At 60.8% G+C, this 23,842-nt stretch carries 15 protein-coding genes; 8 read left to right on the top strand and 7 right to left on the bottom strand.

The window, feature by feature from the left end:
• Positions 1-76: 76 nt before the first annotated feature.
• Positions 77-832 carry an AAA family ATPase gene (locus ACFOW7_RS06085; protein WP_378162124.1) on the top strand — a complete coding sequence of 252 codons (756 nt, stop codon included), beginning with the start codon at positions 77-79 and terminating at the stop codon, positions 830-832.
• Between the two features lie 204 nt (positions 833-1,036).
• On the opposite strand, the gene ACFOW7_RS06090 is transcribed toward ACFOW7_RS06085, so the two are convergent.
• The gene (locus tag ACFOW7_RS06090; protein WP_378162126.1) at positions 1,037-1,780 is read right to left on the bottom strand and encodes a substrate-binding periplasmic protein; all 744 of its coding nucleotides are present in this window, start codon (positions 1,778-1,780) and stop codon (positions 1,037-1,039) included.
• A gap of 229 nt (positions 1,781-2,009) precedes the next feature.
• On the opposite strand from ACFOW7_RS06090, the gene ACFOW7_RS06095 reads away from it, so the two are divergent.
• The 3 genes from ACFOW7_RS06095 to ACFOW7_RS06105 all read left to right on the top strand — a co-directional run bounded on the left by ACFOW7_RS06095 (position 2,010) and on the right by ACFOW7_RS06105 (position 10,343).
• Positions 2,010-5,297, top strand: coding sequence for a FecR domain-containing protein (locus ACFOW7_RS06095; RefSeq protein ID WP_378162129.1), 3,288 nt, complete (start codon positions 2,010-2,012; stop codon positions 5,295-5,297).
• Between the two features lie 516 nt (positions 5,298-5,813).
• Positions 5,814-8,354 (top strand): RCC1 domain-containing protein, encoded by a 2,541-nt coding sequence (locus ACFOW7_RS06100; RefSeq protein WP_378162131.1) that lies wholly within the window; start codon positions 5,814-5,816, stop codon positions 8,352-8,354.
• Positions 8,355-10,343, top strand: coding sequence for a CHASE2 domain-containing protein (locus ACFOW7_RS06105; RefSeq protein WP_378162133.1), 1,989 nt, complete (start codon positions 8,355-8,357; stop codon positions 10,341-10,343).
• 52 nt (positions 10,344-10,395) lie between these two features.
• On the opposite strand, the gene ACFOW7_RS06110 is transcribed toward ACFOW7_RS06105, so the two are convergent.
• Both ACFOW7_RS06110 and ACFOW7_RS06115 read right to left on the bottom strand, forming a co-directional pair.
• On the bottom strand, positions 10,396-11,910 hold the full coding sequence (locus ACFOW7_RS06110) for an ATP-dependent nuclease (RefSeq protein ID WP_378162135.1): 1,515 nt from the start codon (positions 11,908-11,910) through the stop codon (positions 10,396-10,398).
• Positions 11,911-11,980: 70 nt separating this feature from the next.
• A complete protein-coding gene (locus ACFOW7_RS06115; RefSeq protein WP_378162137.1) occupies positions 11,981-13,921 on the bottom strand; it encodes a lipoxygenase family protein in 1,941 nt (646 codons plus the stop codon).
• 413 nt (positions 13,922-14,334) lie between these two features.
• Here ACFOW7_RS06115 and fabI point away from each other — a divergent pair, with 413 nt between their 5' ends.
• From fabI to ACFOW7_RS06135, 4 genes are all read left to right on the top strand, one after another.
• Positions 14,335-15,099, top strand: a complete 765-nt coding sequence (fabI, locus tag ACFOW7_RS06120; protein ID WP_378162140.1) for an enoyl-ACP reductase FabI — start codon at positions 14,335-14,337, stop codon at positions 15,097-15,099.
• 2 nt (positions 15,100-15,101) lie between these two features.
• Positions 15,102-16,010: a bifunctional enoyl-CoA hydratase/phosphate acetyltransferase gene (locus ACFOW7_RS06125; protein WP_378162143.1), complete on the top strand. Its 909-nt coding sequence runs from the start codon at positions 15,102-15,104 to the stop codon at positions 16,008-16,010.
• Entirely contained in the window at positions 16,007-17,200 is a 1,194-nt protein-coding gene (locus tag ACFOW7_RS06130; RefSeq protein WP_378162145.1) for an acetate/propionate family kinase, read from the top strand. The genes ACFOW7_RS06125 and ACFOW7_RS06130 overlap by 4 nt, the downstream gene beginning before the upstream one ends.
• Before the next feature lie 161 nt (positions 17,201-17,361).
• A complete protein-coding gene (locus ACFOW7_RS06135) occupies positions 17,362-18,231 on the top strand; it encodes a hypothetical protein (protein WP_378162147.1) in 870 nt (289 codons plus the stop codon).
• Between the two features lie 481 nt (positions 18,232-18,712).
• Here ACFOW7_RS06135 and ACFOW7_RS06140 read toward each other — a convergent pair whose 3' ends face one another.
• From ACFOW7_RS06140 to ACFOW7_RS06155, 4 genes are all read right to left on the bottom strand, one after another.
• Entirely contained in the window at positions 18,713-19,708 is a 996-nt protein-coding gene (locus ACFOW7_RS06140; protein WP_378162149.1) for a hypothetical protein, read from the bottom strand.
• 17 nt (positions 19,709-19,725) lie between these two features.
• Positions 19,726-21,408, bottom strand: a complete 1,683-nt coding sequence (locus ACFOW7_RS06145) for a PAAR-like domain-containing protein (RefSeq protein ID WP_378162151.1) — start codon at positions 21,406-21,408, stop codon at positions 19,726-19,728.
• A gap of 22 nt (positions 21,409-21,430) precedes the next feature.
• Positions 21,431-22,456, bottom strand: a complete 1,026-nt coding sequence (locus tag ACFOW7_RS06150; protein WP_378162153.1) for a hypothetical protein — start codon at positions 22,454-22,456, stop codon at positions 21,431-21,433.
• A gap of 433 nt (positions 22,457-22,889) precedes the next feature.
• A complete protein-coding gene (locus ACFOW7_RS06155) occupies positions 22,890-23,771 on the bottom strand; it encodes a hypothetical protein (RefSeq protein WP_378162155.1) in 882 nt (293 codons plus the stop codon).
• Between the last annotated feature and the right edge of the window lie 71 nt (positions 23,772-23,842).

The raw sequence follows: 23,842 nt of genomic DNA on the forward strand, positions 1-23,842 counted from the left end.
CGGGGACTGGGCAGATAGAAATATTTGCGCCAAATATTTTCAAGATCCAGAGCCGATAATGAAACATTTAGAAAAAATGCTCTCTACCCAATATCTGATCGATATCATCCTGCGGCGCGAGCTGGTCGAAGACTTCTCGGCCTATCCATTTGCCCTCGATGCGGTACGCGAACTCGACCGCTTACGGCTGCATCGGGCCGTGACCTTCTTTGTCGGCGAAAACGGCTCGGGCAAATCGACCCTGCTCGAAGCGATCGCCGTCGCCTGGGGCTTCAACCCCGAAGGTGGCTCGCGCAATTTCAACTTCGCCACCCACGCTTCGCATTCACCGCTGCATCGGGCGCTGCGCTTGTCGCGGGGACTGCGCAAACCCCGTGACGGCTACTTTCTGCGGGCAGAGAGCTTTTACAACGTCGCCAGCGAAATCGACCGGCTCGACCAGGAAGGCGGCGGGCCGCCGCTGCGCGACAGCTACGGCGGCCTGTCGCTCCATGCCCAGTCGCATGGCGAATCGTTCTTCTCGCTGCTGATGCACCGGCTGCGCGGCCAGGGCCTTTATCTGTTCGACGAGCCCGAAGCGGCCCTGTCGCCCAATCGGCAACTGGCCATGCTGAGCCGGCTGCATCAGTTGGTGAATCAGGATTCGCAGTTCGTGATCGCCACCCATTCCCCCATCCTGCTCGCCTATCCGGACGCCCTGATCTATCGCTTCGACGCCTCGGGCATTAGCGCCGTGGCCTACGAGGACACCGAGCATTACAAGATCACCCGCGACTTCCTCAACCATCCGCGTCGCAGTCTCGACCTGCTGTTGGCGCCCGATGAGCCGTAACCGTTGGCTTGTCCGGCTTGGCCTGCCGTACCGGCAAGCGATGGGATGCACAGGTCAATCGCTGGGTCCGGGGCCAAGCGGAGCCACGGGACGACAGGAAGGAATGGCGAAGCAGGCTTCGCCGCCGATCTGGCAGGGGCTCAGAGGAGGTTCTGCAAATGCCTGGAGCAGCGCGCCCGATGACGCGCTGCCGGAGATGGGAAATCAGCGCAGGGCCACGATTTCCCGGTAGGTAAGGCCCATATATTGTTTAAACAGGGCGTTGATCTCACCCGCCCGCTCCATCCGGGCGAATTCGCTGTCGAACTTGGCAGCCAGCTCCTTATAGGCCGGCGCGAAGCCGATCACATTGGAGCGCTTGACCACCACGGGCTGCAAGGCGCGGATCCTGAAGCCGCGCTTGTCGGCCACCTGCTGCGCCCATAGCAAGTCTTCAAACACCACATCGACCCGTTTAGCATCGAGCTTGGCCAGATTCATCGAAGCATCGGGCGCATTTTGTACTGACCATTGCTTGTAGCTGTCCACCGGGTCGCCATAGCTGTAACCGATGACCTTGCCGACGGTCTTGCCTTTCCAGTCGTCGAGCTGGCGATAGCTTTTCAGCGGCGAATCCTGCGGCACGAAAGCGGCCAGAATCCAGAAGCCCACCGCTGATTTGATGAAGTGGAACTTGGGCAGCTCCTCGTGGGTGGCGAACAGGGCGATATCGGTATTGCCCGATTCGGCCATCGCCAGACAGCGGGCATAGGGTACATCGTCGAATTCCACCTGATGCCCCATCGATCCCACGATCTTGCGGATCAACTCCACCGCCAGCCCCTGGTGCTGTTGAGCGTTGTTCTTGAAAGCGTAGGGCTCCCAGGTTTCGTAGCAGGCGCGCAAAGTCGCCGCTTCGGCGGAAACCGCCAAGGCCAGGCTCAGACCGGCCGCAGCACGCAACCACATCGTTGTCTTCCTTTCACATATCAGCAAACACTGCTGGACCAGCATAGATGGCCAGCGTGACAAACGCACACTACAAAGCCGCTGGTTAGGCTCAGGTGGGCGACGTATAACAATAGACAGGACCGTCCGCTTTTCTCCTACCGTCCCGGAGCCTGTCTTGCCGCCCTCGTCTTCCTTCCGGCTTTTCCCCTGGCTTGTTGTGCTGTCGTTGAGCAGCCAGGCAGCGACCGTGCCCAGCGCCGAAATCGTCAGCCTCGAAGGCGGTGGCGAGTACCGGACGGCCGCCACGGCGGCCTGGGTGGCGGCGCGGGTGCAGCAGAAGCTGTTCGGCGGCCAGACGGTGCGAACCCTGAGCGACGGCAGCATGGCACTGCTGTTTGCCGATCGCAGCCAACTCCGGCTCGCCCGCAACAGCCAATTCGAGATCAAGTCGATTGGCGACGGCCGCGGCCTCGACACCCTGATCAAGCTGCGCCAGGGCAAAGCCTGGATGCAATCGAAAAACGCCCCCGACCGGCTCAAGTTCGAGACGCCCACCGCGATTGCCGCCATCCATGGCACCGACTGGGTCGCCGAAGTGGCCGACGACGGCAGCACACTACTGACGGTGCTGTCGGGTCGGGTGGAATTGCGCAATGAACAAGGCCGGGTCAGCCTTGGCCCCGGCGAGCAAGGCCAGGTCCAACCGGGTGGCGCGCCCAGCAAGCGGGTATTGCAGAATCCGGCCGAACGGGTGCAATGGGTCGGTGATTTCCGGCTCGAGCCGCGCCGCCATCCGGAACTTGCCGCCGCGCCACGTTGGCGGCCGGTGTTCGAGGCGCTGGCGCGGGGGGCGATCGGGGAAGCCGCCAGGCTGCTCGACGCCGAGCAGTCGCGGAACTTCGACGGCGCAGCCGCCTTACTGGGCGCCGACCTCGACGTCTATCTGGGCGACTTCGCCGCCGCCCGCGCCCGCCTCGAACAGGCCGCCCAACAGGATCAGCAAGCCACACGCCCACAGGCGGCGCTGATCGAGCTTTCGATGCTGCAAGGCCAATGGGACGAAGCGCGGCGCCGGCTGGCCGCACTGGCGCGACCGATCCCCACCGAATTCGCCCTGCTCGAAGCCGAACTGGCCCGTTTCGACGGCGCTGGCGACGCAGCCCTCGCGGCCTACCGACGCGCCCAGGCAGCCCGTCCCGCTGACCCGCGCGGCTGGCATGGCGCGGGCGTGGTCGAGACCGAGCGCGACAATTTCGATACCGCTGCACAGGCTTTGGCGCGGGCACTCAGCCTTGACCCGACCGATCCCGAGCTGCTGGCCGATCAAGCCCAGCTCGACAGCCGCGCCAGCCGCTTTGCTGCGGCCGAGGCGGGCTTTGCCGCCGCCCTGGCCGCCCGGCCCGACGATTACCGGGCGCTGACCGGACTGGCCCTGCTGCGACTGCGGCGCGGCGAGGACGAAGCGGCGCTCGAAGCTGCCCTCAAGGCCGGCGTGATCGAGCCGCGCTACGCCCGTGCCCACGTCTACGCCGCCGTCGCCTATTACCGACTCGGTCGCGCCGACGCGGCCCAGGCTGAACTGGGTCTGGCCAGCCGGCACGACCCTAACGATCCCCTGCCCTATCTGATCAGCGCCCTGATCGAGCACGACACCCTGCGTCCCGGCCCGGCGCTCGAAGCCGCCCGTGCGGCGCTGGCCCGGCTGCCACGGCTCAAATCGCTGCAACAGCTGGCCGACGACCGCAAGGGCAGTGCGGGCCTGGGCAGCGCCCTGGCCTTCATGGGATTGGAAGAATGGGCACTTGCCTATGCCCGCGACAGCTACGATCCGTTCTGGGCCGGGGCCAACTTCTTTCTGGCCGAACGGCTCGCTGGCAACTTCAACCGCAAATCGGCGCTGACGCTGGGTCTGCTGACCCAACCGACGGCAATCGGCGCGGCCTCGCGCTTCCAGCCCTTGCTGCCGCAGCCGGGCGATTTCCCGACGGCGGCGCTTCAGGTCGCCGCCAGTGAGCGCTTGCGCAGCTGGCAGCCGGCGCTCGCTGTCGCGGGCTACCGTCAGTCGCCCGTGCCGTGGGCCTATTCGCTCCAAGGCTCGCGCCGCTGGCTCGACCCGCGCCAGGGCGGCAAATTGCCCTACGACGACCGCATCGATGCGGCCTTCGGCATCGAACCCAACCATCGCTGGCGCGGCTTTCTATCGCTCGAACATTTCCGCTCGACTTCAGGCGGCCTGTCGCCGCAGCGGCAGCCGGTCGGCACCGGCATGACCGACCGGATCGACACGGGCCTGGCCTACCGCCCGGTCGCCCGAGAGCAGTTCTGGCTCAAATTCGGCCAGGGCCGCGACCGCAGTCACTGGCAGCGCCATGAAAGCTCCCAGCTGGCCGCCGAAGCCATCGACGTGGTCAGCCATAGCGTGATGGCCGAGCGCGACGAGCAAAGCGATATCGCCGCCCGCGCCAGCCTCGACCGTGGCCAGATCGAATGGAGCTTCGGTGCCGAAACGGCGCGCCGTCGAATCGACAGCCATGGCGATGTGCTCGAAACCATCACCTTCCTGCCCGATCTGGCGATCAGCGAACGGCAGACCCTGAGCGACCGTGGCCGCGACCGCAGCAACTCCCTGTGGCTCGGCGGCCGCCTCCGCAGCCAGCCCGGACTGGTATTCGACTGGACCCTCAGCGCCACCCGCTTCGACGGCTGGCGGGCACGTATCCGCCACTTCGACAGCTTCCCCAACGCCCCGGTCGCTTCGCGCGACGATCTGCGTGACAGCCGTATACGGCCTCAGCTTGGGGTCGCCTGGACACTGAAACCGGGCCTGGTACTACGTGCCGCCTGGCAGGATTGGCAACGACCCGTCTCCCCGGCCTCGCTGCAACCGCTCGCTCACGGCGGCATTCCCGTGGACGACCGCCTGACCGCGCCGGGCGGCAAGCTGAAGCAGGGGCGGATACAGCTAGATTGGGAAATCGGCGAACGCAGCTTCTGGAATGCCTTTGCCGCGCGCCAGACCATCGACAACCCGAGCGGCCTGGCCGGCCCCTGGCCGCGTCCGGTCGATGTCAGCCGGCTCGACCCGTTCCGCTTCGCCCGGATCGCCAACGCATCCCGCCTCGATCTGCTCGAAGGCGAACCGGTATTTGCCCAGGGCACGGTCAACAGCGCCGGCCTCCATGCAGGCATGCTGCTCGGTGGCAACAGCTCGCTCTACGCCCGCTACCGCTATCAAGACAGCCACAGCGAGCGCTGGCGCGGCAGCCATCTGCCGTATCTGCCGCGCCATCAGGTCGCCTTGGGCGGCAGTTGGCTGGTGTGGCCGCGTACCCAACTCTCGGCCCAGGCCATCCACCGCAGCCGCCGCTTCGAAGACGAAGCCAACCGCCAACCGCTCCCTGCCGAATGGGAAGGCATCGTGCGCATCTATTGGGAAAGCCCCGACAAGCGCTGGAACCTCGATGCCCTGGCCGGCAACCTGGGCCGGCGCGACGAGCCGGCCTTGTTTGCGGCGACGTTGCAGTATCGCTTTTGAAAGGTTCAGGAGAAGCGGGAGAGACGAATAGAAAAATTCAGGAAATCTCCCTGCAAGCAATGACCCATATCTCTTTGATAAAGGAAATTTTTTAGGCGGACACTTGAGACCAAGATCACACATTGGACTGCATGCCGATTCGGAAAACGCCCCCAGCCCCACTGCCCGATAGAAAAGCGGCGTAAGACACGAGGTTTCCGTCCTTACCGTCGTTCCTGCTGGACGCAAACGGTGGGTGACGGTCTGCGGCCCAAGCCACCCTGTGAGCTTGGTGGGATGGGAGACCCAGCAGGACAGGAAGCCTCAGCAGCACCAGAATAGAAAATTTCAGGAAAAACGACTGCTATATCCATAGCCATATACATTAGAAAAAGAAAAAATACTTCAAAAAGGCCGCTTGTCGCTCGGCAAGCAGCAGTCCGGAGGCGGAAAAGGATAGTCAGGCCGACGCACCCATAGCGGCGGCGACGCGAATGGCCAGTTTGGCCTGATCGCATCACGGACGAGGTATGCATCATGAAGCGATTCCCTGACCAACTCCTGCCGGCCCTGCTGGCGCTGGTACTGGCCTGGCCGAGCGGCCATGCCGCCACACCCGGCGTCGCGGCTGGTTGGGACCATAGTCTGGCGCTCGACGCCAATGGTACGGTCTACGCCTGGGGCAGCGATATTTCCGGTCAACTGGGCAGCAACCGCAATCTGGCCCAACTGCTGCCACAACGACTGAGCCTGCCCGTTCCCGCCATCGCAGTTGCCGGTGGTGACCATTTCAGCCTGGCACTCGGCCGTGACGGCACGGTCTGGGCCTGGGGCGACAATGGCTACGGCCAGCTTGCCGACCGCCAACGGATTCCCCGCGCCGCGCCGGGCAAGGTGGCCGGGCTCAGCGCCATCAGCGGCATTGCTGCCGGCGACGATCACGCCCTGGCCCTGAAAAGCGACGGCAGCGTCTGGAGCTGGGGTCGGCCGCAAGGCAGCGACACGGCCCTGGCCGGGCAGAGTGAAGTCAAACGGGTCGAAGGTCTGAGCGGTATCCGGCAAATCGCCGCCGGCGCCGACCATTCGCTGGCGCTCGACGCCTCGGGACAGGTCTGGACCTGGGGCGACAATGACTGTGGCCAGCTCGGTGATGACGGCGAGCGCCGCACCACGCCGCAACGGGTCTATGGCATCTACGGCGCCAGCGGCATCGCAGCAGGCGGCCGGCATTCGCTGGTGATGTTCCCCGATGGCAGCGTATGGGGCTGGGGTTGCAACGACAAAGGCCAGGTCGGCGACGGCTCGGGCCAGTCGAAGTCCTATGCAACCCAGGTCTTCTTGAGCGGCATCCGCTCGATTGCCACCCGGGGCGACTGGAGCATCGCGGTCGCCGGCGACGATGTGGTGTGGGTATGGGGCAGCGGCATCGGGCTTTCACCGCGACCGTTCACTGCGCTGCGCGGCAAGCAGGCGGCCCTGGGCTGCTATCACGTGATGACGCTCAATGCCGACCGCAGCGTCACTTCGATCGGCGACAACAGCGCCGGCCAGCTCGGCAATGGCAGCCAGGACTACAGTATTGAGCCGATCCGCGCCGTGGGCGTCAGCAACGCCAGCGCCATCACCGCCGGCTGCCGCCATGCGATGGCCCTGCTGGGCGACGGCAGCGTGCAGGTCTGGGGACTCGACGACCACGGCCAGCTCGGGCTTGGCACCGTCACCACCAGCACCACCCCAATCAAGGTAACCGGCTTGAGCAGCGTCACCCAGACCGCCGCTGCCAACGGCAAGAGCTATGCGCTGCGCAGCGACGGAACGGTGTGGATGTGGGGTTCCACCCCGTGCGAAGTCTCCACCTCCTATCCGATGCAAGTGCCTGGACTGTCGCAGATTACCGCCATTGCCCCCTTCACCGGCTACCCCGAGGGCATCGCCGCGCTGCGGCAGGACCATACCGTCTGGGTCTACCGTCGTCATCACGACGAACTGGTCGGCGGCTGTTTCCCGCAGCCACAGCAGATCACTGGCCTCAATGGCGCCGTCAGCATCGCGGCGACCAGCTCGCATGTGCTGGCGCTCGATTCGCTGGGACAGGTCGGTTACGGCACCTACAACCCCTTGAGCAATAACTGGGATGCCGGGGTTGTCCCGGGGTTCAACGGCGCCGTGTCCCTATCCAACAGCGATTTCACCTTCCTCGCCTTGCTTGAGCTGCTCGGGCTCGATGTCAGCTACACCTCCTACGCGGTCAAGTCCGATGGCAGCGTCTGGGCCCTGCGTCAGCCTTTCGGCCTGGGTTATGCGCCGACGCGGGTGCCGATGTCCGAGGCGGTACGGCAGGTGGCCGGTTCGCCCTACGGGGCCTGGGCGCTGACCCGTACTGGCCGGGTGTTCAGCCTCGACAATGGCGATCAGGTCGAAGGCTTGAGCGATATGTCGCAGATCGCAGCTGGCTTCCTCTATCTGGTGGGCAATCGCCGCGATGGGGTGGTGTGGGGCGTGGGTGCCGACGATTTCGGCCAGTTGGGCGACGGCAACTACGCCGAGGCCAAGCTCGCTTCGGTCGTCTACAACGTCAACGCTGGGACCAACGGCAACGACTGGTTCCTCGATCTGCAACCGGGCACATCCAAGTTGCCGACCCAGGGTATTCCACCGTTTATCTCGATTGCCTCACGTTCGGGCAGCACCTCGGCTTTCAACCTCAATGCCGAAGTCCGCTTCTTCCGGCCCAATCCGCCCGGCAGCAGCGGGGCGTTCAGCGCGGCGACCGATCCGGTTCAGGTCTTCGTCGCCGCGTTCTCGACGCCCGATGCCCAGTTCGGCGGCGGTCAGGGCTTTGCCTCGCTCGATACGCTGTTTATCCGCGATACACGCGGTTGGGGCCGCTATCTCGGCGGGCCGCTGCAACCGTATATGAGCGGCGTGCCGCCGACCGGCAGCACCCTGGTGAGTCTGCTCAAGGGAGAACGGGTCGATCAGTTGCCCAGCGGCACGGCCATCTATCTGGGCTGGGGCACCTCGGCCGACGAGATGCTGGCCAACGGCCGCTACAAGGTCGTCTACACGGTGAAATAGATGACCCGCGCCCACAGCCGGCGCCGCTGGCGTTCCGTGATCGTGATGGCGTTGACGCTGTCGCTGGCGTTCGGCCTGGTGGGCGGGCATCGCTTCTGGTACTGGATCGAATACCGCTGGTTCGATTTCCTGACCGTCCAGACCGCGCCCCATGCCGCCACCTTGCCCATCGTCGTGATCGGCATCGACGACGCCTCGCTCGCCGCCTTGCAGCAGCGCTGGCCGTGGCCCCGTGAAATCCACGCCCGACTGATCGATAAATTGGCCGCGGCGGGCGTGTCGGTGGTGGCGTTTGACGTGATCTTCGATCAGCCGACCGACCCGGCCAACGATGCTGCGCTGGCAGAGTCGATCCGCCAGGCCGGCAATGTGGTGCTGGCCGCCAACCCCTATCGGCAGGAGACGGCCTTCGGCCTGCTGTCAGGTATCGCCGAGCCTTTGCCAATCCTGCGCCAGGCGGGTGCGCGGGTCGGGCTGGTGGCCGTCGAGATGGAACTCGACCGCGGCGTGCGGCGCCTGCCAAACCGCGATGATGCCTTCTGGCGCCGTATCGTCGAGGGACTGCGTCGGGCCAATCCATCGATGGCGCCCCCACCGCCTTTGCCTGAACGGCCCTTGCTGCGCTATCTCGGGCCGGATCACAGCTTTCCCTACCTTCCCTACCATCAGGTGCTCGATACCGATATCGAACCGCTGCGTGAGGCGCTGGCCGGCAGTCTGGTGCTGATCGGCCGCGACACCCGCGCCACCGGCGAGCTGGGCGCGGCGCAGACCGATATGTTCTACACCCCGTTCACGGCCTATACGGGGCGCGATACGCCTGGGGTGGAAATCCACGCCACCGCCGTCGACAACGCGCTGCGCGGCGTGGCCATCGGCGAAGTGCCCTGGCAGGCACGGCTGGCCTTATTGCTTGTGGCGATGGGGTTGGGAACGCTGCTGCTGTCGCGTTTTCATGGCTGGTGGTCGTTGGGGGCGACGCTGGGCTTGGCGGGCGGAGCGCTGGGCTTGTCCTATGCGCTGTTTATCTGGCTCGGACTATGGCTGCCACCGCTGGGCGCCGTGACGGCGCTTGCCTTGTTCTATGTGGCGCGGGCGGTCGATGCCTTTGTGGTGGAACAGCGGCAGAAACAGCGGATCAAGCGGATCTTCTCGCTCTATGTCCCGGCAGCCGTGGCCGAACGACTGGCCCAGCAGGAAGAGGAAAGCCTGGCGCTGGGCGGCGAGCAGCGTGAGTTGACGTTGATGTTCACCGATCTGGCGGACTTCACGTCAGCAGCGGAGTTGCTGACGCCGCAGCAGACGGCGCGGCTGCTCAATGTCTATTTCGGTGGGATGACCGAAGCGATTTTCGAGCATCAAGGCACGGTGGATAAATTCATCGGCGACGCTGTGATGGCCTTCTGGGGCGCCCCACTGCCGGACACCCATCACGCCGACCACGCCGTCGCCGCCGCCCGCGCGATGCTGGAGGCCGAAGCGGTCATCAATGCACGGTTGAGCGATGAGGGACTTCCGCCCGTCTCCACCCGGATCGGCATTCATACCGGCGAGGCCGTGGTCGGCAATATGGGCGCCCCCAAGCGCTTCAACTACACGGCGCTGGGCGATACGGTCAATCTGGCGGCACGGCTTGAAGGACTGAATAAACGCTATGGCTCGCGTTTGCTGGTCAGCGGCGCGACCGTGGCGAGGTTGCGCGACAAGTCCGGGCTGCGGCTGGTGGAACGGGTACGGGTGAAGGGCAAGCAGGAAACCGTCGAGGTCTACACTCCCTGCCCCGACCCCTGGCTGGTAGAACAAAGCGCCTTCGCGCTCGATTACTACTGCTGGCAGGATTGGGATAAGGCGGAACAGATATGGAACGAGATCGTGCTGCGCTATCCCGACGATTTGGTGGGATTGCGTTATCTCGCGCGGATTAGTGAGTTGAGGTTTAATCCGCCGGCGGAGGGGTGGGATGGGGCGGAGAGTATGAGTGAGAAATGATCAATTCAAACTATAATTGGGGCGACCACTCAAAAATACAACCACCTTGAAATCATCTACTTTTCCTATTTAAAACAGAGAATAATTTCATGACATCATCTTTCTTATCACAAAACAACCATTCAGCCAATATCTCATAAAAAATGCTCTGAACCCTTTCATTTCCCACATTATAATCCGCCCCTATTCTTTGGAATATATCCCTCAAAGTCGACTTACAAGTATCTCTTTTTCCCTTTTCACTCATGGTGGACATATCTTTAAAATCTAATCGACTCACCAATTCTTTATGCCCTCCAAAAAAGTCCTTAAGAGACCTGTTGGCTCCAGCTATATCACGACTCAAATAATCCACCAATCCAACCTCAGGAGTACAAGGCAAATATTTTATCCGCTCATTGTAATCCGCAAATTCACCAAGCCTCTCATAATTTTTACTTTCCTCCCATCCTCTAACACTTTCATTTTTGACATCTTCATCTAGCACAGCCATCAGGACAGTACTACAAGGAAATACCCCTTGACTTCCCGACAGCATCCTAGCTGTATTCATAAATGGACCGACAGGAATAACCTTCACAACAGGAGTTAGAGCAGCTTTTTCCTCAAAGACAACATTTGCCCATAAACGTAGCAAAGCCTCACATAACCAGCGAGCAGCTTCATCTTCAACATAGATTACTCCATCAGGAGTTGGCTCTTCATCAAAGGTAATATTTCCCAGAACGTATGTTGGATAGCAATTTTTTACCATTTCAACAATCCCCTCATTACTATCCAAAAATATAATTTGTTGACGTTTTACATTTTTCAAAAGACTAACCGAATGAGTAGAAAATATTACAGTAAGTTCTTTTTTCTCAGCAATTTCAACCAAATACCGCAGAAGCTCAATTTGGGCTCTAGGATGAAGAGCCAATTCAAGCTCATCAATAAGCACCAAGGATTTGCCAACACATTTCTGAAGATGCTTTACAAGCTTTAAGACACATAACTCACCCAGACTAAAATTCTTCTCCGAAAAATATTTAATCCCCCCCTCGCCCTTACACTCCAGAACAAATACAGAATTCCCCGCCCCAGTAGTTAGGTTTACAGTTTTCAGTCCAGAAAATTTTTCGGTGCCCAATATCGTATTAGCCGTAAGCACGATCTCAGGATCTGCATCTTTAGTCCTCCTAACCAGAAAATCCTCGGTGCGAGGCGTAATGCGGTCCGCTGTTGCACCTATATAAAAAACTTCTGGGTATCCAAAATTATCGAGAAGCTTCCTCTTGGAGCGAGGTCTAGGCACCCATCGTTTCCCACCATAGGTGTATACAACCTCCATATCATTTACCCTGTAAATAACTTCCGCCCCTGTAAAATCATCAAGTCCTGACGAATGATAAGAACGTATAAAATGCTTAGCAAAGGCATGTGAATTTTTTATCCGCATAAGACACGCAAGCACTGTGCTCTTACCAGACCCATTCCTTCCAGACAACAAATAAACGCCTTTACCAGGAACTTCAAATTCCAGTCTTTTTATATGCTTTAGATTGCGAATGATTATTGAGTTAGCCATATAGACCCCAAAACAAACTCCGGCGCCCTATTCCCCCGCCCAAGCAAACAGGACGCCAAGAAACCAACAATCAAATATTGACACTCGGCGGAATCAAACTCGGCAACAAAAACTCATAAACCTGCTTCCGAGTCTTATTTCTCGCCTGAATCGTCTCTTCCACCCCCTGCAAATTCATCCGGAACATATCGAGCGGCCCGCCTGGTTTGGTGATTCTTGGGTCTTCGAACCACGGCAGATACGGGAAGGTATTGGTTCGATATTCCCCAAGCTGGCGGTAATGCACCGACCCCAGCAGATAAAGCACATTCAACTGTTCCTGCGCCTCATCAACAGGCGGCAGCAGCTTCAGCCAGGCGGACTGGCTCTGGCCGCTCTCCTTATTGGGCGCACTGCTCCAGCCTGCGCCGGAGATGGCCGGGGCGTAGGTCATGTCCGGTTTTTGCGGGAAATTGACGGCTGCATGCTGGGCGCTGGCCGTGTAGATCACCATGGTCAGCACATCGCTCAACTGCGCCTTGGTGTTGATGGGCGTGAAACCCTTGATCTTGCCGTTGCCGATCAGATCGGCCGTCCAGGCTGCCAGCTCGGTGTCGTTCAGGATGTCGGTATTGCTCTGGTAATAGACATCGACATAGCTCTCGGTCCATTTGGCGATTGCCTGCCATACCAGCAGGCCGTCGTCGCGGTAGGGGTAGTCCGGCAGATAGTTGGGGTTGTCGACCCCCCGGGCCTGCAAGTCCTGCGGCAGGCGCTTGGCGTAGAAGTCGAACGCCAGCCGGTCGTTGCCAGCAGCCTGCTGGGTGGCCGTGATGGTGGCGCCGAAGATATGGTCGATCGGGCCTCCCGGGGCAATCAGGCTGTCGGCGGCGCTCTTGTTGATGAACAGCGAACCCTCGAAGTGCGGCAGCAGTAGAACGTTGATCGGGTGGGTCTGGGCCAGATTGCGATGGGTGGCGACGCAGAACGCTTCCATCACCAGGTGGGTGCGCGCCAGATGGACAAACAGCTCGTGGTAATTGCCCTCGGCCACTTGCACCACGGTCTTGGCCATCTGCCAGCCCCAGTAGTCGGGCTGAGATGGGTCCGAGACACGCAGGAATATGGGATTGATCGCCGGGTTCTGGCCGTTCTGGATCGCCACCGGCACCAGCTCACTGCCGCCACGCGGCACGGCGAACAAGGCAATGGGCGCATAGACCGCCTTGGGTTGGCCATTGGTCTGGCCCGGGTTGGCGACCAGGCTGTCGAGTTCGGCGTAATCGAGCAGATAGAGGCGGTGGTCCTGAAGCGCGGCGGCGAGGCTGTCGCCCTTGCCCATCACCTGCTGGTATTGCGCATCGCTCAGCGGAAATTTGGCGGGCAGGCTCTGCACCCCGCTCAACAGCATCGGATTGGGACCGGCCACCCGCAGATGGGCGAATTCCTCATCGGTCATGAAATCGTAGGAGATGGACGGCCGGGGCAGCGTCTTGAACAGGGCCTGATAAGGCTCAAGCGGATCGCTGCCGCTGCTGGCGAGCTGGGCCGGCTTGGCCATCAATGCCTGCGCCAGGTCGAGCATCTGATCGAGCACTTCTTGCAGGGCCTGCTGGTGTTGCGTCACCAGATGGAAGGCCGCAGAACCCAGCCCCGACAGCAGCCGCGTGCCTTCGTCGGCCATGGTGGTCTTCAGATCGGCATGGAGCGGCTGCACGATGGCGCGCAGGTTTTCCAGCTTTTGCCCCAATGCGCCCAGTTCCGCACTGGCCGGCGAAGCGGCGAGCTTGGCAGCCAGCAGATTCTCCAGAATCGCCAGACCGGTTTCACCGACCTCAGCCAGCCATACCAGCGTCGGGGTATCGGCGTAAGGCACCTCGGTCGCCATTGGCACACCGACCACATTGGGCATGTCGTCGGTCCAGCAATAGGTCAGACGGGCGCTGTCGAGCTGTTGCTCGCGCTGTTCGCGCTCTTTCGGGGTGTCTTGCTGCGGCAGCGTCGGATGACGCCTGGGGAATAAATCGAACATGATCGGGTTTCCTCCTCGGGTAGGCGACGTCGCGCCGCCGCCGGCAGCGGCACGCGCCTTGCTGCGACCCGACGCAGACAGCACCTGGCGGCCCATCGGCAACGGATCGGGGTCGTACAGAGGGGAAACCCATTCATCGGAACGTCAAAAGAACAAAACCCCGGCGCTACCGGAAGGTTGTCCACAGATGGCGGATGCTCCGACTACCCCTCCCCGGCATTAAGCGCTCCACGCGGCTTGCACTGCTTACCGCGTGGGTTTATAGGAATTTATGTTCCTGTCTATAGATGCGTGGTTACCGCATTGCAAGGCTGATACGGTAACAAGCAGCACGATCTTTATTGCGCTGCCGCAAGGCGCCGCGCCAGTTGGCCCGTTACGCTCGCACCATTATCCAAAGGAGCTTCGCATCCATGTTCTCGCTTGCTGGCCGACGCGGCCTGGTGGTTGGAATCGCCAACGAACACAGCATCGCCTGGGGCTGCGCCCGTGCCTGCCATACGGCGGGCGCCGAGATCGCCGCCACCTATCTCAATGCCAAGGCCGAACGTTTTGTCCGCCCCCTGGCTGAATCGATCGACTGCCCCATCATCCTGCCGTGCGACCTGGAGCAGCCCGGCCAGCTCGAAGCGGTGTTCGGAGCGATTGCGGAGCATTGGGGGCGGCTTGATTTCCTGATCCACTCGGTGGCCTACGCCCCGCTCGAACAACTGCACGGCCGGGTGGTCGACTGCGACAGCGCCGCCTTCTTGCGGGCGATGGATGTGTCCTGCCACTCACTGATCCGCATGGCCAAGCAGGCCGAAGCGCTGATGCCAGAAGGCGGCACCATCCTGACCATGAGCTACTACGGTGCCGAAAAAGTGGTGGAACACTACGGCATGATGGGTCCGGTCAAGGCCGCGCTCGAAGCCACAGTGCGCTATCTGGCCTATGAACTGGCAGCACGCCATATCCGCGTCCATGCCCTCTCCCCCGGCCCCATGCCCACCCGCGCCGCTTCGGGACTCGCCCACTTCGACGAATTGCTCGCGCAAGCCGTCGCCAAAAGTCCCTTGCATACCCTCGCTACCCCCGACGATGTGGGCGCGCTCAGCGCCTTTCTGGTGTCGGACGCTGCCCGCAATCTGACCGGTTCGGTATTTCATATCGACGCCGGCTACAACATTGTGGACTGACCATGCCGATAGACGCCCTCTCGCTCCTGCTCCACCGCGCCCAAGGTCTGCCGCCATTGCCGACGGCCGTGGTCCACGCTTGCGACCCGGCCACCTTGCAAGGTTCGCTCGACGCGGCAAGACGTGGACTGATCGTACCGATCTTGATCGCCCCGACCGCCAAACTCGCCGCAGCGGCCGATGCCGCCCGCGTCTCGCTCGAAGGCATCGAACACCTCGACGTGCCGCATAGCCATGCAGCGGCGGCGCTGGCAGTCCAACTGGCCCGCGAAGGCCGGGTCGGTGCCTTGATGAAAGGCAGTCTGCATACCGATGAGCTGATGCACGCCGTGCTGTCGAGCACCAGCGGCCTGCGCACCGAACGGCGGGTCAGTCATGTGTTTGCCATGGAAGTGCCGGCTTACCCCAAACCGCTGTTTATCACCGACGCCGCCATCAATATCGAACCGAGCCTGATCGACAAACGCGACATCGTGCAGAACGCCATCGACCTGCTCCATGCGCTGGGCTTCAGCCATCCCAAGGTGGCGATTCTGGCGGCGGTCGAAACCGTCAATCCATCGATGCGCGCCACCCTCGACGCTGCGGCGCTGTGCAAGATGGCCGACCGGGGTCAGATCACCGGTGCCATCCTCGACGGACCATTGGCATTCGATAACGCCATTTCCGCCGAGGCGGCCAATGCCAAGGGTATTACGAGTCCTGTTGCGGGCTGCGCCGATATCCTGCTGGTTCCCGAACTCGAAGCGGGCAATATGCTGGCCAAGCAGTTGCAGTATCTGGCCGGCGCCCGTGCCGCCGGCATCGTGCTGGGCGCCCGGGTGCCGGTGGTGCTGACCAGCCGGGCCGACAATGCCGAATCGCGCATGGCCTCGTGTGCGCTGGCCCAGATTCTGGCGAACCGACCATGACCATCCTGACCCTCAACGCCGGCTCGGCGACGCTGAAGTTCGCCGCCTACTTCGACGACGGCGAACGACCGCTGCTGCATGGCCAGATCGAACATCTGGGCCCGTCCACCTCCGACCCGCCGCCGCGCTTCTACGCCTGCCGCGCCGACGGCCAGCATCTGCTCGAAACCGTGCTGCCGCAGCGCGACCCGGAAACCGCCCTCCACCATCTGGCCGCCTGGCTGGAAACCGAAGTCAGCTCGGTCACGGCCGTCTCGCACCGTATCGTGCACGGCGGCCCGCGCTATAGCCGCCCGACCCTGCTCGACGACGAAGCCTTCGACTATCTGGAGGGCCTGGTGCCGCTGGCCCCGCTGCACCAGCCGCACGGCCTCGCCGGTGCGCGCATCCTGCAACAGCAGTTGCCGCAGGCGCGCCATCTGGCCTGTTTCGACACCGCCTTCCATCGCACCCAAAGCGAACTGCAACAACGCTATGCCTTGCCGGAAGAACTGTTCCGGCTGGGCATCCGCCGCTATGGCTTCCATGGCCTGTCCTATCAATATGTGGCCGAACAACTGCCGCAGGTGCTGGGCGAACGGATCGGCCGTGGCCGGGTCATCATCGTCCACCTGGGCAACGGCGCCAGCGCCTGCGCGGTGGTCAACGGCCGCAGCATCGCCAGCAGCATGGGATTCACGGCACTCGAAGGCCTGATGATGGGCAGCCGCTGCGGCCGGATCGATCCGGGCGTGCTGCTGTATCTGCAGGATTCGCTCGACTTCAGCAGCGCCGATATTGCCGACCTGCTGTACCGCCGCTCCGGCCTGCTCGGCGTCTCGGGCATCAGCCACGATATGCGCCAGCTCCAGGCCAGCGCCCATCCGGCGGCACGGCGGGCAGTCGAGTTGTTCTGCCTGATGGCGGCGCGCGAGATTGCCTCGCTGGTGGTCAGCAGTGGCGGTATCGACGCCCTGGTCTTTACCGCCGGGATCGGCGAACACTCGGCCCTGGTGCGCGCCGGCATCGTCGAGCGGCTTGAATGGCTGGGTTTCCGGCTCGACCCGGAGGCCAATCACCAGACCATCGCCACCACGTCCTGCATCAGCGACCCGGGCAGCCAGCCCTCCTTGTGGGTGATCCCGACCAACGAAGAAGCGATGCTGGCGCGCCAGGCCGCACGCTGGCTTGAAGAGCACCAGTCGGCATGAGCCGCAAGCCTGGGTTTTCCCCTACCCCCAACAAAATCAAACATTTGTCATATAAAGTACCTTTTGTTAATATTCCACTTTTCCCACCCCCCTGCGCCCGCGCCCCATCAGCGCGGGCGTGGTTTTGCCCGATACCTGTCAATTTTTATATGCTGAATCGTTTGCGTATCCGGAATCGTCTTCGTATTGCTTGCTGCACCCTGGCGCTTAGCGGTGCCGTCCACGCCCAGGATCTACTGATCGACCACCAACCGATCGCCCTGCCTTCGATCGCCGACCTTGGCGGTTCCGAGCGCAAAACGAGCGATCTCGAGCAAGGCATTGCCACCGTCCTCAGCCAGACCTTCGGCCTGCCCGTCACCGCCCACCAGGACAAACGCGGCGTGCTGACCGTCGAGAGCAGCGCCGGCCGGCTGTACGGCCTGCCCCTGTCGCCGCTCCGTCGCGGCGGCAACACCAGCGACGGGCTGGCGACCCGCGACAACGGCGCTGTGGACATCAGCCGGGGTGGTGTCACCATTACCCTGATTCCCAGCCTCGCCGACCTGCAATTGGCCGTGCGTCGCCTGCGTGGTCAATTCGGCGCCGGCGCCGAACTCGAAGTACGTGAAGACGGCAGCCTGCTGCTCACCACTGGCGAGCGCCCGCGTGTCACCGATGCCGGGGTCTACTCCCTGCGCCCCGAATGGGCCGCCACCCCGTCGAGCGGCAAGGAAGGGCTGTGGAAGCTCGACGACGGTCGCTATGTGTTCCGTGACCAGGGCCGCGAACAGCAACTCCGCCCGGCCTTCGCCGATATGCCGGCCCTGCTCGCCGCGCTGCGTGCCAGCGATCCCGCAGTCGTCTGGTCGCTCAACACCGATGCCACCTTGAGCGCCCGCCTGCACGGCCGCCTCTACCGCTTCACCCCCGATCCGCGTCTGATCCAGATGCCGGAGTGCTACCGCAATCAAAGCTGGTGGCTCGAAGCAGGCGATTTCTACCTGCCGAGCCGCGACGGCAAGACGGCGCAACGGATCAGCGTCGAATAACCGCCAGGACGCCCTTAAAAGCGTCCAACCCCAAAAAACCCTAGGGTGCTTTAGCCGTAAGCGATGTAAGGCACCCTCACCCCGGCCTTTCACGAGACGTGGAATATCAAGATGGCTGCACTGCACGCCATCTCAAATTTTCCTGCTGAATTTTTTATATTTTATTCATTACCTGCCTCATAGCTTGCAGTGGATTTTCTTAAAATTTTCATTTTGAGCCCGCATCAACTCCCGGCGTGTCAGGGTGGCATGCCAGAGAATCGGGAATACAACGCCATGCGTTCCCGCCTGCCTGACGGCACAGCAGTTTTCTAGCGTGAAGAGAGAATTGATGGGAGAAACGTCGTTTCTCCCATTTTTTTCGTCTGAGATTCTCTTTCTGCTTCAGGCGCGGACAGCGCAATAAAAAAGGAAGATAGTTGGACGGATCCTGGCGGTTTTGCTGGCCACTCGCACTTACCTTATTCCAGAAGAATATGGGTTATGGATTCTCCGCCAATTGACGCATTTCCGGATTATTGACCAGCGATTCCCACTTTCCATTTTCCAGAAATGCCGCGCCATGCACGCCAGCCAACAGCAGCACCCCATCACCGACCGATAAATTTCCGGCGCAGATTGCGGCTTCAAGCGGCAATACGGCTGAAGTGAATTTACCGTCCACGATCTGATAGACGCCGTAGTCGGATGTACACCAGACCCGATCCTCGTACCAGACCATGTCCTTGAATGGCAGGGTGTAATCGTTCTTTTGCAGCATTTGCCAGTCATCGCCACGGCCGACAAAGACAGTGCCGCACTGTGCGCCGATATAGACTTTACCGTCTTCACCACAGCAAACGGCTGTCAAATACATATTGGAAGGAAAATGGCATTGGCTCCATCTTGCTCCATTCCAATGCCACACATCGCCTTTTCCACCAACGGCATAAATATCACAGCGCGAAAATCCGTCTATATCTTCGAAACTTGGCGCATAGGTCAGATCACTCCCGTCAAATTGAGTCAGAACATGACCTTCTTCGAGACCTATCCATTTACCGGATGATTCACGATAAAAGGCACAACGACCGCTATCTACAGCGTAAAGATAACCTTCAATTTCCTTAAGGCGTGTTACCGACCCGCCTTGGCTCAAAGATTTGGGGATTTCTGGCTCTACTTGATCACCGTCCAGATTGAAAGAAAACACCCAGCGTCGGTCATCCACGATGACTGCCTGACTCTCTGGTTTTTTAACTGCGGCCAGCATTGGATAGTCAAGCATATTAAAATCGATGCTACCCCAACGATTATCAGGATCCTCATCATCCCGCATGTAGAACACGAATCTCGTGGTTAATTCGTAATTCCATACTTCTTTTGAACCTTCAGGAGGATTAGCTTTGCCGAGCAGATAAAGAGTGTTGCGATTTCCGACGGCACAGCCAACCAAGGTATAGCCTTCGAAGTGTGACTGCCATGTTTCCAAATTCATTAGATCTCCAGACAGTTTTAGGATCCAGTGGAACTAGATGAAGAATTGCTGCCTGACTTACGACCACGGCGGCGCTCTACACCCTTTTCGTTTTGGCTATAACCCGTCTCTTTGTTCAGACGGGCATTGGGGCAACGCGACCCATAATAATTTTTCAATTGGCTTTCAATGCAATTGGGTCGGCAGCCTGATTCAGGGAAGGCGCGAAAAAAAGAAGCCGTGGCAGCTGCAATAGCTTGATCCATAGATACTTTTCCATCCGCACCAGCATTATCCTTAACTATTTTGTCAAGTCTCTTATGAACTTCGTTATGGGTACCATGACTCTGATTCACCCCTTCAACACAGACATTCGGAGCCTTGGGATATTCATAACCCGGGCAATTTACCCCTTGCATCATCTTGTCGGGGATCAGATGGTGTCCAGTCTGTCCCGGGCAGCAACCCGTACCGTCGAAAGCCTTCGGCTGCTCCGTATCCTCGTACCGCACCAGGATGCAACGACGTGCCCGGGTGCAAGGATTGGCCTTGGCCATCACACTCATCGCATCAGCGGCCATTTCTGTCGGGGTGACTTTCTTCATTCGCTTGAACAGGTCGTCCCACGTGGCTGTCTTGGGGTCCAGACCATAGCGTTCGAATAGCGATGAGGTCGCCTTGCCGAGATTGTCGAAGGCGCCGAACACTTCCTTTACCTTGGCGATCAGTGCAGGTGCCTCTTTCCCGATCTGGTAGGCAGTCCAGATACCATCGACCACGTCGATCACCAGACCCACCACATTGCCCACCAGCTCGGTGACCGGCACTACCGCCGCACCTACCCCGGTCGCCGCCGGTGCCGCCGCCACGGCCGAGATCACGGCATGACGGCTCAGGGTACGGGCGAGCATTTTGCCTGCTTTTTCCGCCGCTTCCTTGCTCAGATGGCCGAGCACCTCCATGGCCGCATCCTTGAGCATGTCGCGGGCGACCTGCCCCAGGGCGGTCGGGCCGTTGTCGAGGATTTCACGCAACGCGTCCATTTGGCCCGCATCGAATGAGCCGGGCTTGATCAGCAAGCCGTCGCAGTGCTCTTCAATCCAGTCGGCGACCGGACTGTCGACCTTGTTCTTGAGCTTGGAAAACGCCCCGGCCAGCTTGGGATGCCGCTTGGACAAGCGGGCGAGCAGATCTCTTTCCTGGTCCTTCTTGTCTCCGGGCTGGGGCGGCGCAGTCGAACATTTCTTCGCGATGTTTTCCAACTCTTCGTCACACGGGTTCTTGGGCCTCGAAGTGTCGATGTAATGCGTCGGTGGCGTATTGGGCGGCTGCGAACCGTGGTTATGGGTGGTCAGATCGAGATGGCGCGGCACGCAAAAGCCTTCGACCTGCACATCCATGGACCACGAGCGGAAATAGGCGCGCCCGGTGATCACATGGGTCGCCACCCCCTGCCCCAGCATACGGGTGGCCGGCTCGTTGCCGGTACTGCGGGAGAAATAGGACACATCTTCGAGCGCCACCATCTGTCCGCAGATGAATACGGTGTTACTGCCCTTGGCCAGATCGCGGATAAGGGCGGTATTGGGATAAGGCAGGATGATCGGTCCGGCGGATGGTGACGGCGGACTCCAGCACGGATCGGGGAAAGCCCCCAGCGAGCGGCCATTGGCCCCTTTGCTGGCGATTTCCCGGCTGTTGGCATAGACATGGGTTTCCACTGAATCGGCTCCACTCGTTTTCTTATCGATATCGAACGACCAGGGCAGCCCGCTCGCCGCCGTCATTGGCGAAATGCAGCAGGGCACCACGACCCGGTCCGTCGCCACGCCCCATGACCTCGCCGAGCCACGCCAGGGTCAGCGGCGCGCAGGCGGCACCGGTCTCGCCGATATATTTCGCGATCAATTCATGGGGAAAATGGTCGATCCGCTGCTCCAGGGTCCGATCGACAGCCAGGGCGGCTTCGCGGAAATACCAGCTCTCGCCGCTCACCCCACTGGCATGAAAATCCAGTGCGGACACGGCAATCTGAGCCTCGGCGCTGGCTTCGCGCATGATCCGGCACAGCATCTGGGCGCGTGAGGGTTGGTCAGACAGATAACAGGCCGGCTCGCGACCAGCTGCCGCGCCGTCGATCCACAGGGCCGGCCCGTCGGCCTCGGCCGGGCTCAGCACCACGGCACCAGCCCCTTCGCCAGGGATGAAACCATCGTGGTTGTCGGAACAGAGCAGCCGGTTGGCCGAGAGATAGTGGTTGATCGTGCTGGCGCTGAAATAGGTATCAACCCCGGCGACCATAACTTGCCGGGGCCGCTCTGACGCCGGCAGGGTGAACAGCTTGCGGGCCAACAGCACGGCCGGGGCGATGCCAGCCTTGCCCCAGGCGCAGATTCTCGATTCACCATGAAAAGACCGACCGGTCTGCTCCTGGCAGGCAGAAAACGCCGCTTGAGCCCAGCGGCCATCGATGCCCGGTCTTTCGGGTTCGGCCACCAACAGGATCAAGGCCGTTTCAGCCGGTTCCAGATCAGGTAGACGGGTCTGACATTCTTGGAAGATCAGGGAGAACATCCGCCCGAAACGCGCCGGTCCCCATTGCCCCATCTGCCAGAGTTGGGCACCGATGATGGGATTACCGTTGTAATCGACAAAATCGGTCTGACGGAAATGATTGATTTCGGCACGAATGGCGGCCACGGCAGCCGGCTGGCTGTACCCCACCGCGCAACACATGGCGCTGGCGAGCATACGCAAAGGAATTGCCATATTAAATATTCCTCAAAACCCTGACCCCTCAAAACAATGATTTTTAAAAATATCGAGGTAGCGACAGGCAGAAAGAAAAGGGAGAATTTTGGCTCTTATGACGGAAACTGCCAAGCCGCGTGACAAAGTTTTGCCGAACCACTCCACGTCACAAAGCAAGACCCTTCGCCGCAACCAATCCATCAACAATAATCCAACCAATTGATTTTCAAAAAAATCAAAAGTCTTTCAACAAAAATCAGAACGATTGGCCAATAAACCCACCAGAACCACATCATTGCAGAAATATAAAACACGTCGATTTATATCCACCTTTTATATAAGTCTATTTCCAACCCCTCAATCATCAGCCATTCAAAAAAGCCTCGACCCCATGCCAAAGCAAATCGGCATGGGGTCGCGTCTTAACCCGCAGGATTGGAAACCGTCCTATTTAAATCTCCGGCACCTTATTGGTTCCCTCTACCAGCCTGTAATGACCGTCACTGAAGCGATAGCGGGCGCTACCGGTCACTTGCTTCACATTGCGCTTGGGTTCGACCTCTTCTCCGTTTGCCATCACCGCTTCGGCCTTGCCCACCGGCTCGGCCAGGGTCGCTTCGGAGCCGGAGAAGCTCAGCACCAGATCGTCATAGTCACCGGGCTGCGCTGCGGCGACGAAACGCCATTGGGCCGTCACATCCCAGCACATCTCGGTGATCGGCGCGCATGCGCCACCATTGGCGGAAGCGATGCGGATCGACTCCTTGGTCAGCGACTTGACCTGATTGCCGCTCAGGTCATACAGCGCCAGCAGAGTCAGCGTATTGCCCTGCCACATCCCGCCGTGATGCATCGCCAGCCCGAGCCGGCCGCGGCTCAGGTCCAGCCATTGGGCCTCACCGCTGTTGCCCATCGAACCCAGGCCATCGAAATGGATATGGGAAAGCCTGACCTTCCAGACACCGTCCTGCCAGCGCAGTCGGTAGAGGCTGACCAGACCGGCGTCGGCATGGCCGAACTCGGGTTCGCCCTGGTCACTCGCCATGACCGAGTTGGTCAGCAACAGCGCCTCCCCGCCCGGCCGGGCGCGCAGCGAAATCGGCGAGACCAGATAGCGGCTGCTGACTTCGCGGTTTTCCGGATCGGGCAGATCGACCAGCGCGTCTTTCTGTTTGCCCCGGTAGTGCTTGCCGAATACCGCCTGCATCAATTGCTCCTGCGACGGCTGCGGTGCCGCAGCAACCGCCTTGGGCGGCGGGGGCGGCTCGGCATCGGAGCAAGCCGTCACACCGGCCAGCAGCGCTGTCAGCAAACATAGGGGGAGGAACTTCATAGATTTTTCTCGCTGTTGAGCTCAGGAAAGTGAAGATTCGGCATTGCAGCCTTCTCACTAACTATCCGTCG

It is taken from the genome of Chitinimonas lacunae (assembly GCF_042650885.1).
Lineage (GTDB): Bacteria > Pseudomonadota > Gammaproteobacteria > Burkholderiales > Chitinimonadaceae > Chitinimonas_A > Chitinimonas_A lacunae.

What these genes read in the sequence shown, in the direction of transcription:
- ACFOW7_RS06085 (WP_378162124.1), top strand. Translation starts at nt 77, where the DNA reads ATGCTCTCTACCCAATATCTGATCGATATCATCCTGCGGCGCGAGCTG.
- ACFOW7_RS06090 (WP_378162126.1), bottom strand. Translation starts at nt 1,780, where the DNA reads ATGTGGTTGCGTGCTGCGGCCGGTCTGAGCCTGGCCTTGGCGGTTTCC.
- ACFOW7_RS06100 (WP_378162131.1), top strand. Translation starts at nt 5,814, where the DNA reads ATGAAGCGATTCCCTGACCAACTCCTGCCGGCCCTGCTGGCGCTGGTA.
- ACFOW7_RS06105 (WP_378162133.1), top strand. Translation starts at nt 8,355, where the DNA reads ATGACCCGCGCCCACAGCCGGCGCCGCTGGCGTTCCGTGATCGTGATG.
- ACFOW7_RS06110 (WP_378162135.1), bottom strand. Translation starts at nt 11,910, where the DNA reads ATGGCTAACTCAATAATCATTCGCAATCTAAAGCATATAAAAAGACTG.
- ACFOW7_RS06115 (WP_378162137.1), bottom strand. Translation starts at nt 13,921, where the DNA reads ATGTTCGATTTATTCCCCAGGCGTCATCCGACGCTGCCGCAGCAAGAC.
- fabI (WP_378162140.1), top strand. Translation starts at nt 14,335, where the DNA reads ATGTTCTCGCTTGCTGGCCGACGCGGCCTGGTGGTTGGAATCGCCAAC.
- ACFOW7_RS06125 (WP_378162143.1), top strand. Translation starts at nt 15,102, where the DNA reads ATGCCGATAGACGCCCTCTCGCTCCTGCTCCACCGCGCCCAAGGTCTG.
- ACFOW7_RS06130 (WP_378162145.1), top strand. Translation starts at nt 16,007, where the DNA reads ATGACCATCCTGACCCTCAACGCCGGCTCGGCGACGCTGAAGTTCGCC.
- ACFOW7_RS06140 (WP_378162149.1), bottom strand. Translation starts at nt 19,708, where the DNA reads ATGAATTTGGAAACATGGCAGTCACACTTCGAAGGCTATACCTTGGTT.
- ACFOW7_RS06150 (WP_378162153.1), bottom strand. Translation starts at nt 22,456, where the DNA reads ATGGCAATTCCTTTGCGTATGCTCGCCAGCGCCATGTGTTGCGCGGTG.
- ACFOW7_RS06155 (WP_378162155.1), bottom strand. Translation starts at nt 23,771, where the DNA reads ATGAAGTTCCTCCCCCTATGTTTGCTGACAGCGCTGCTGGCCGGTGTG.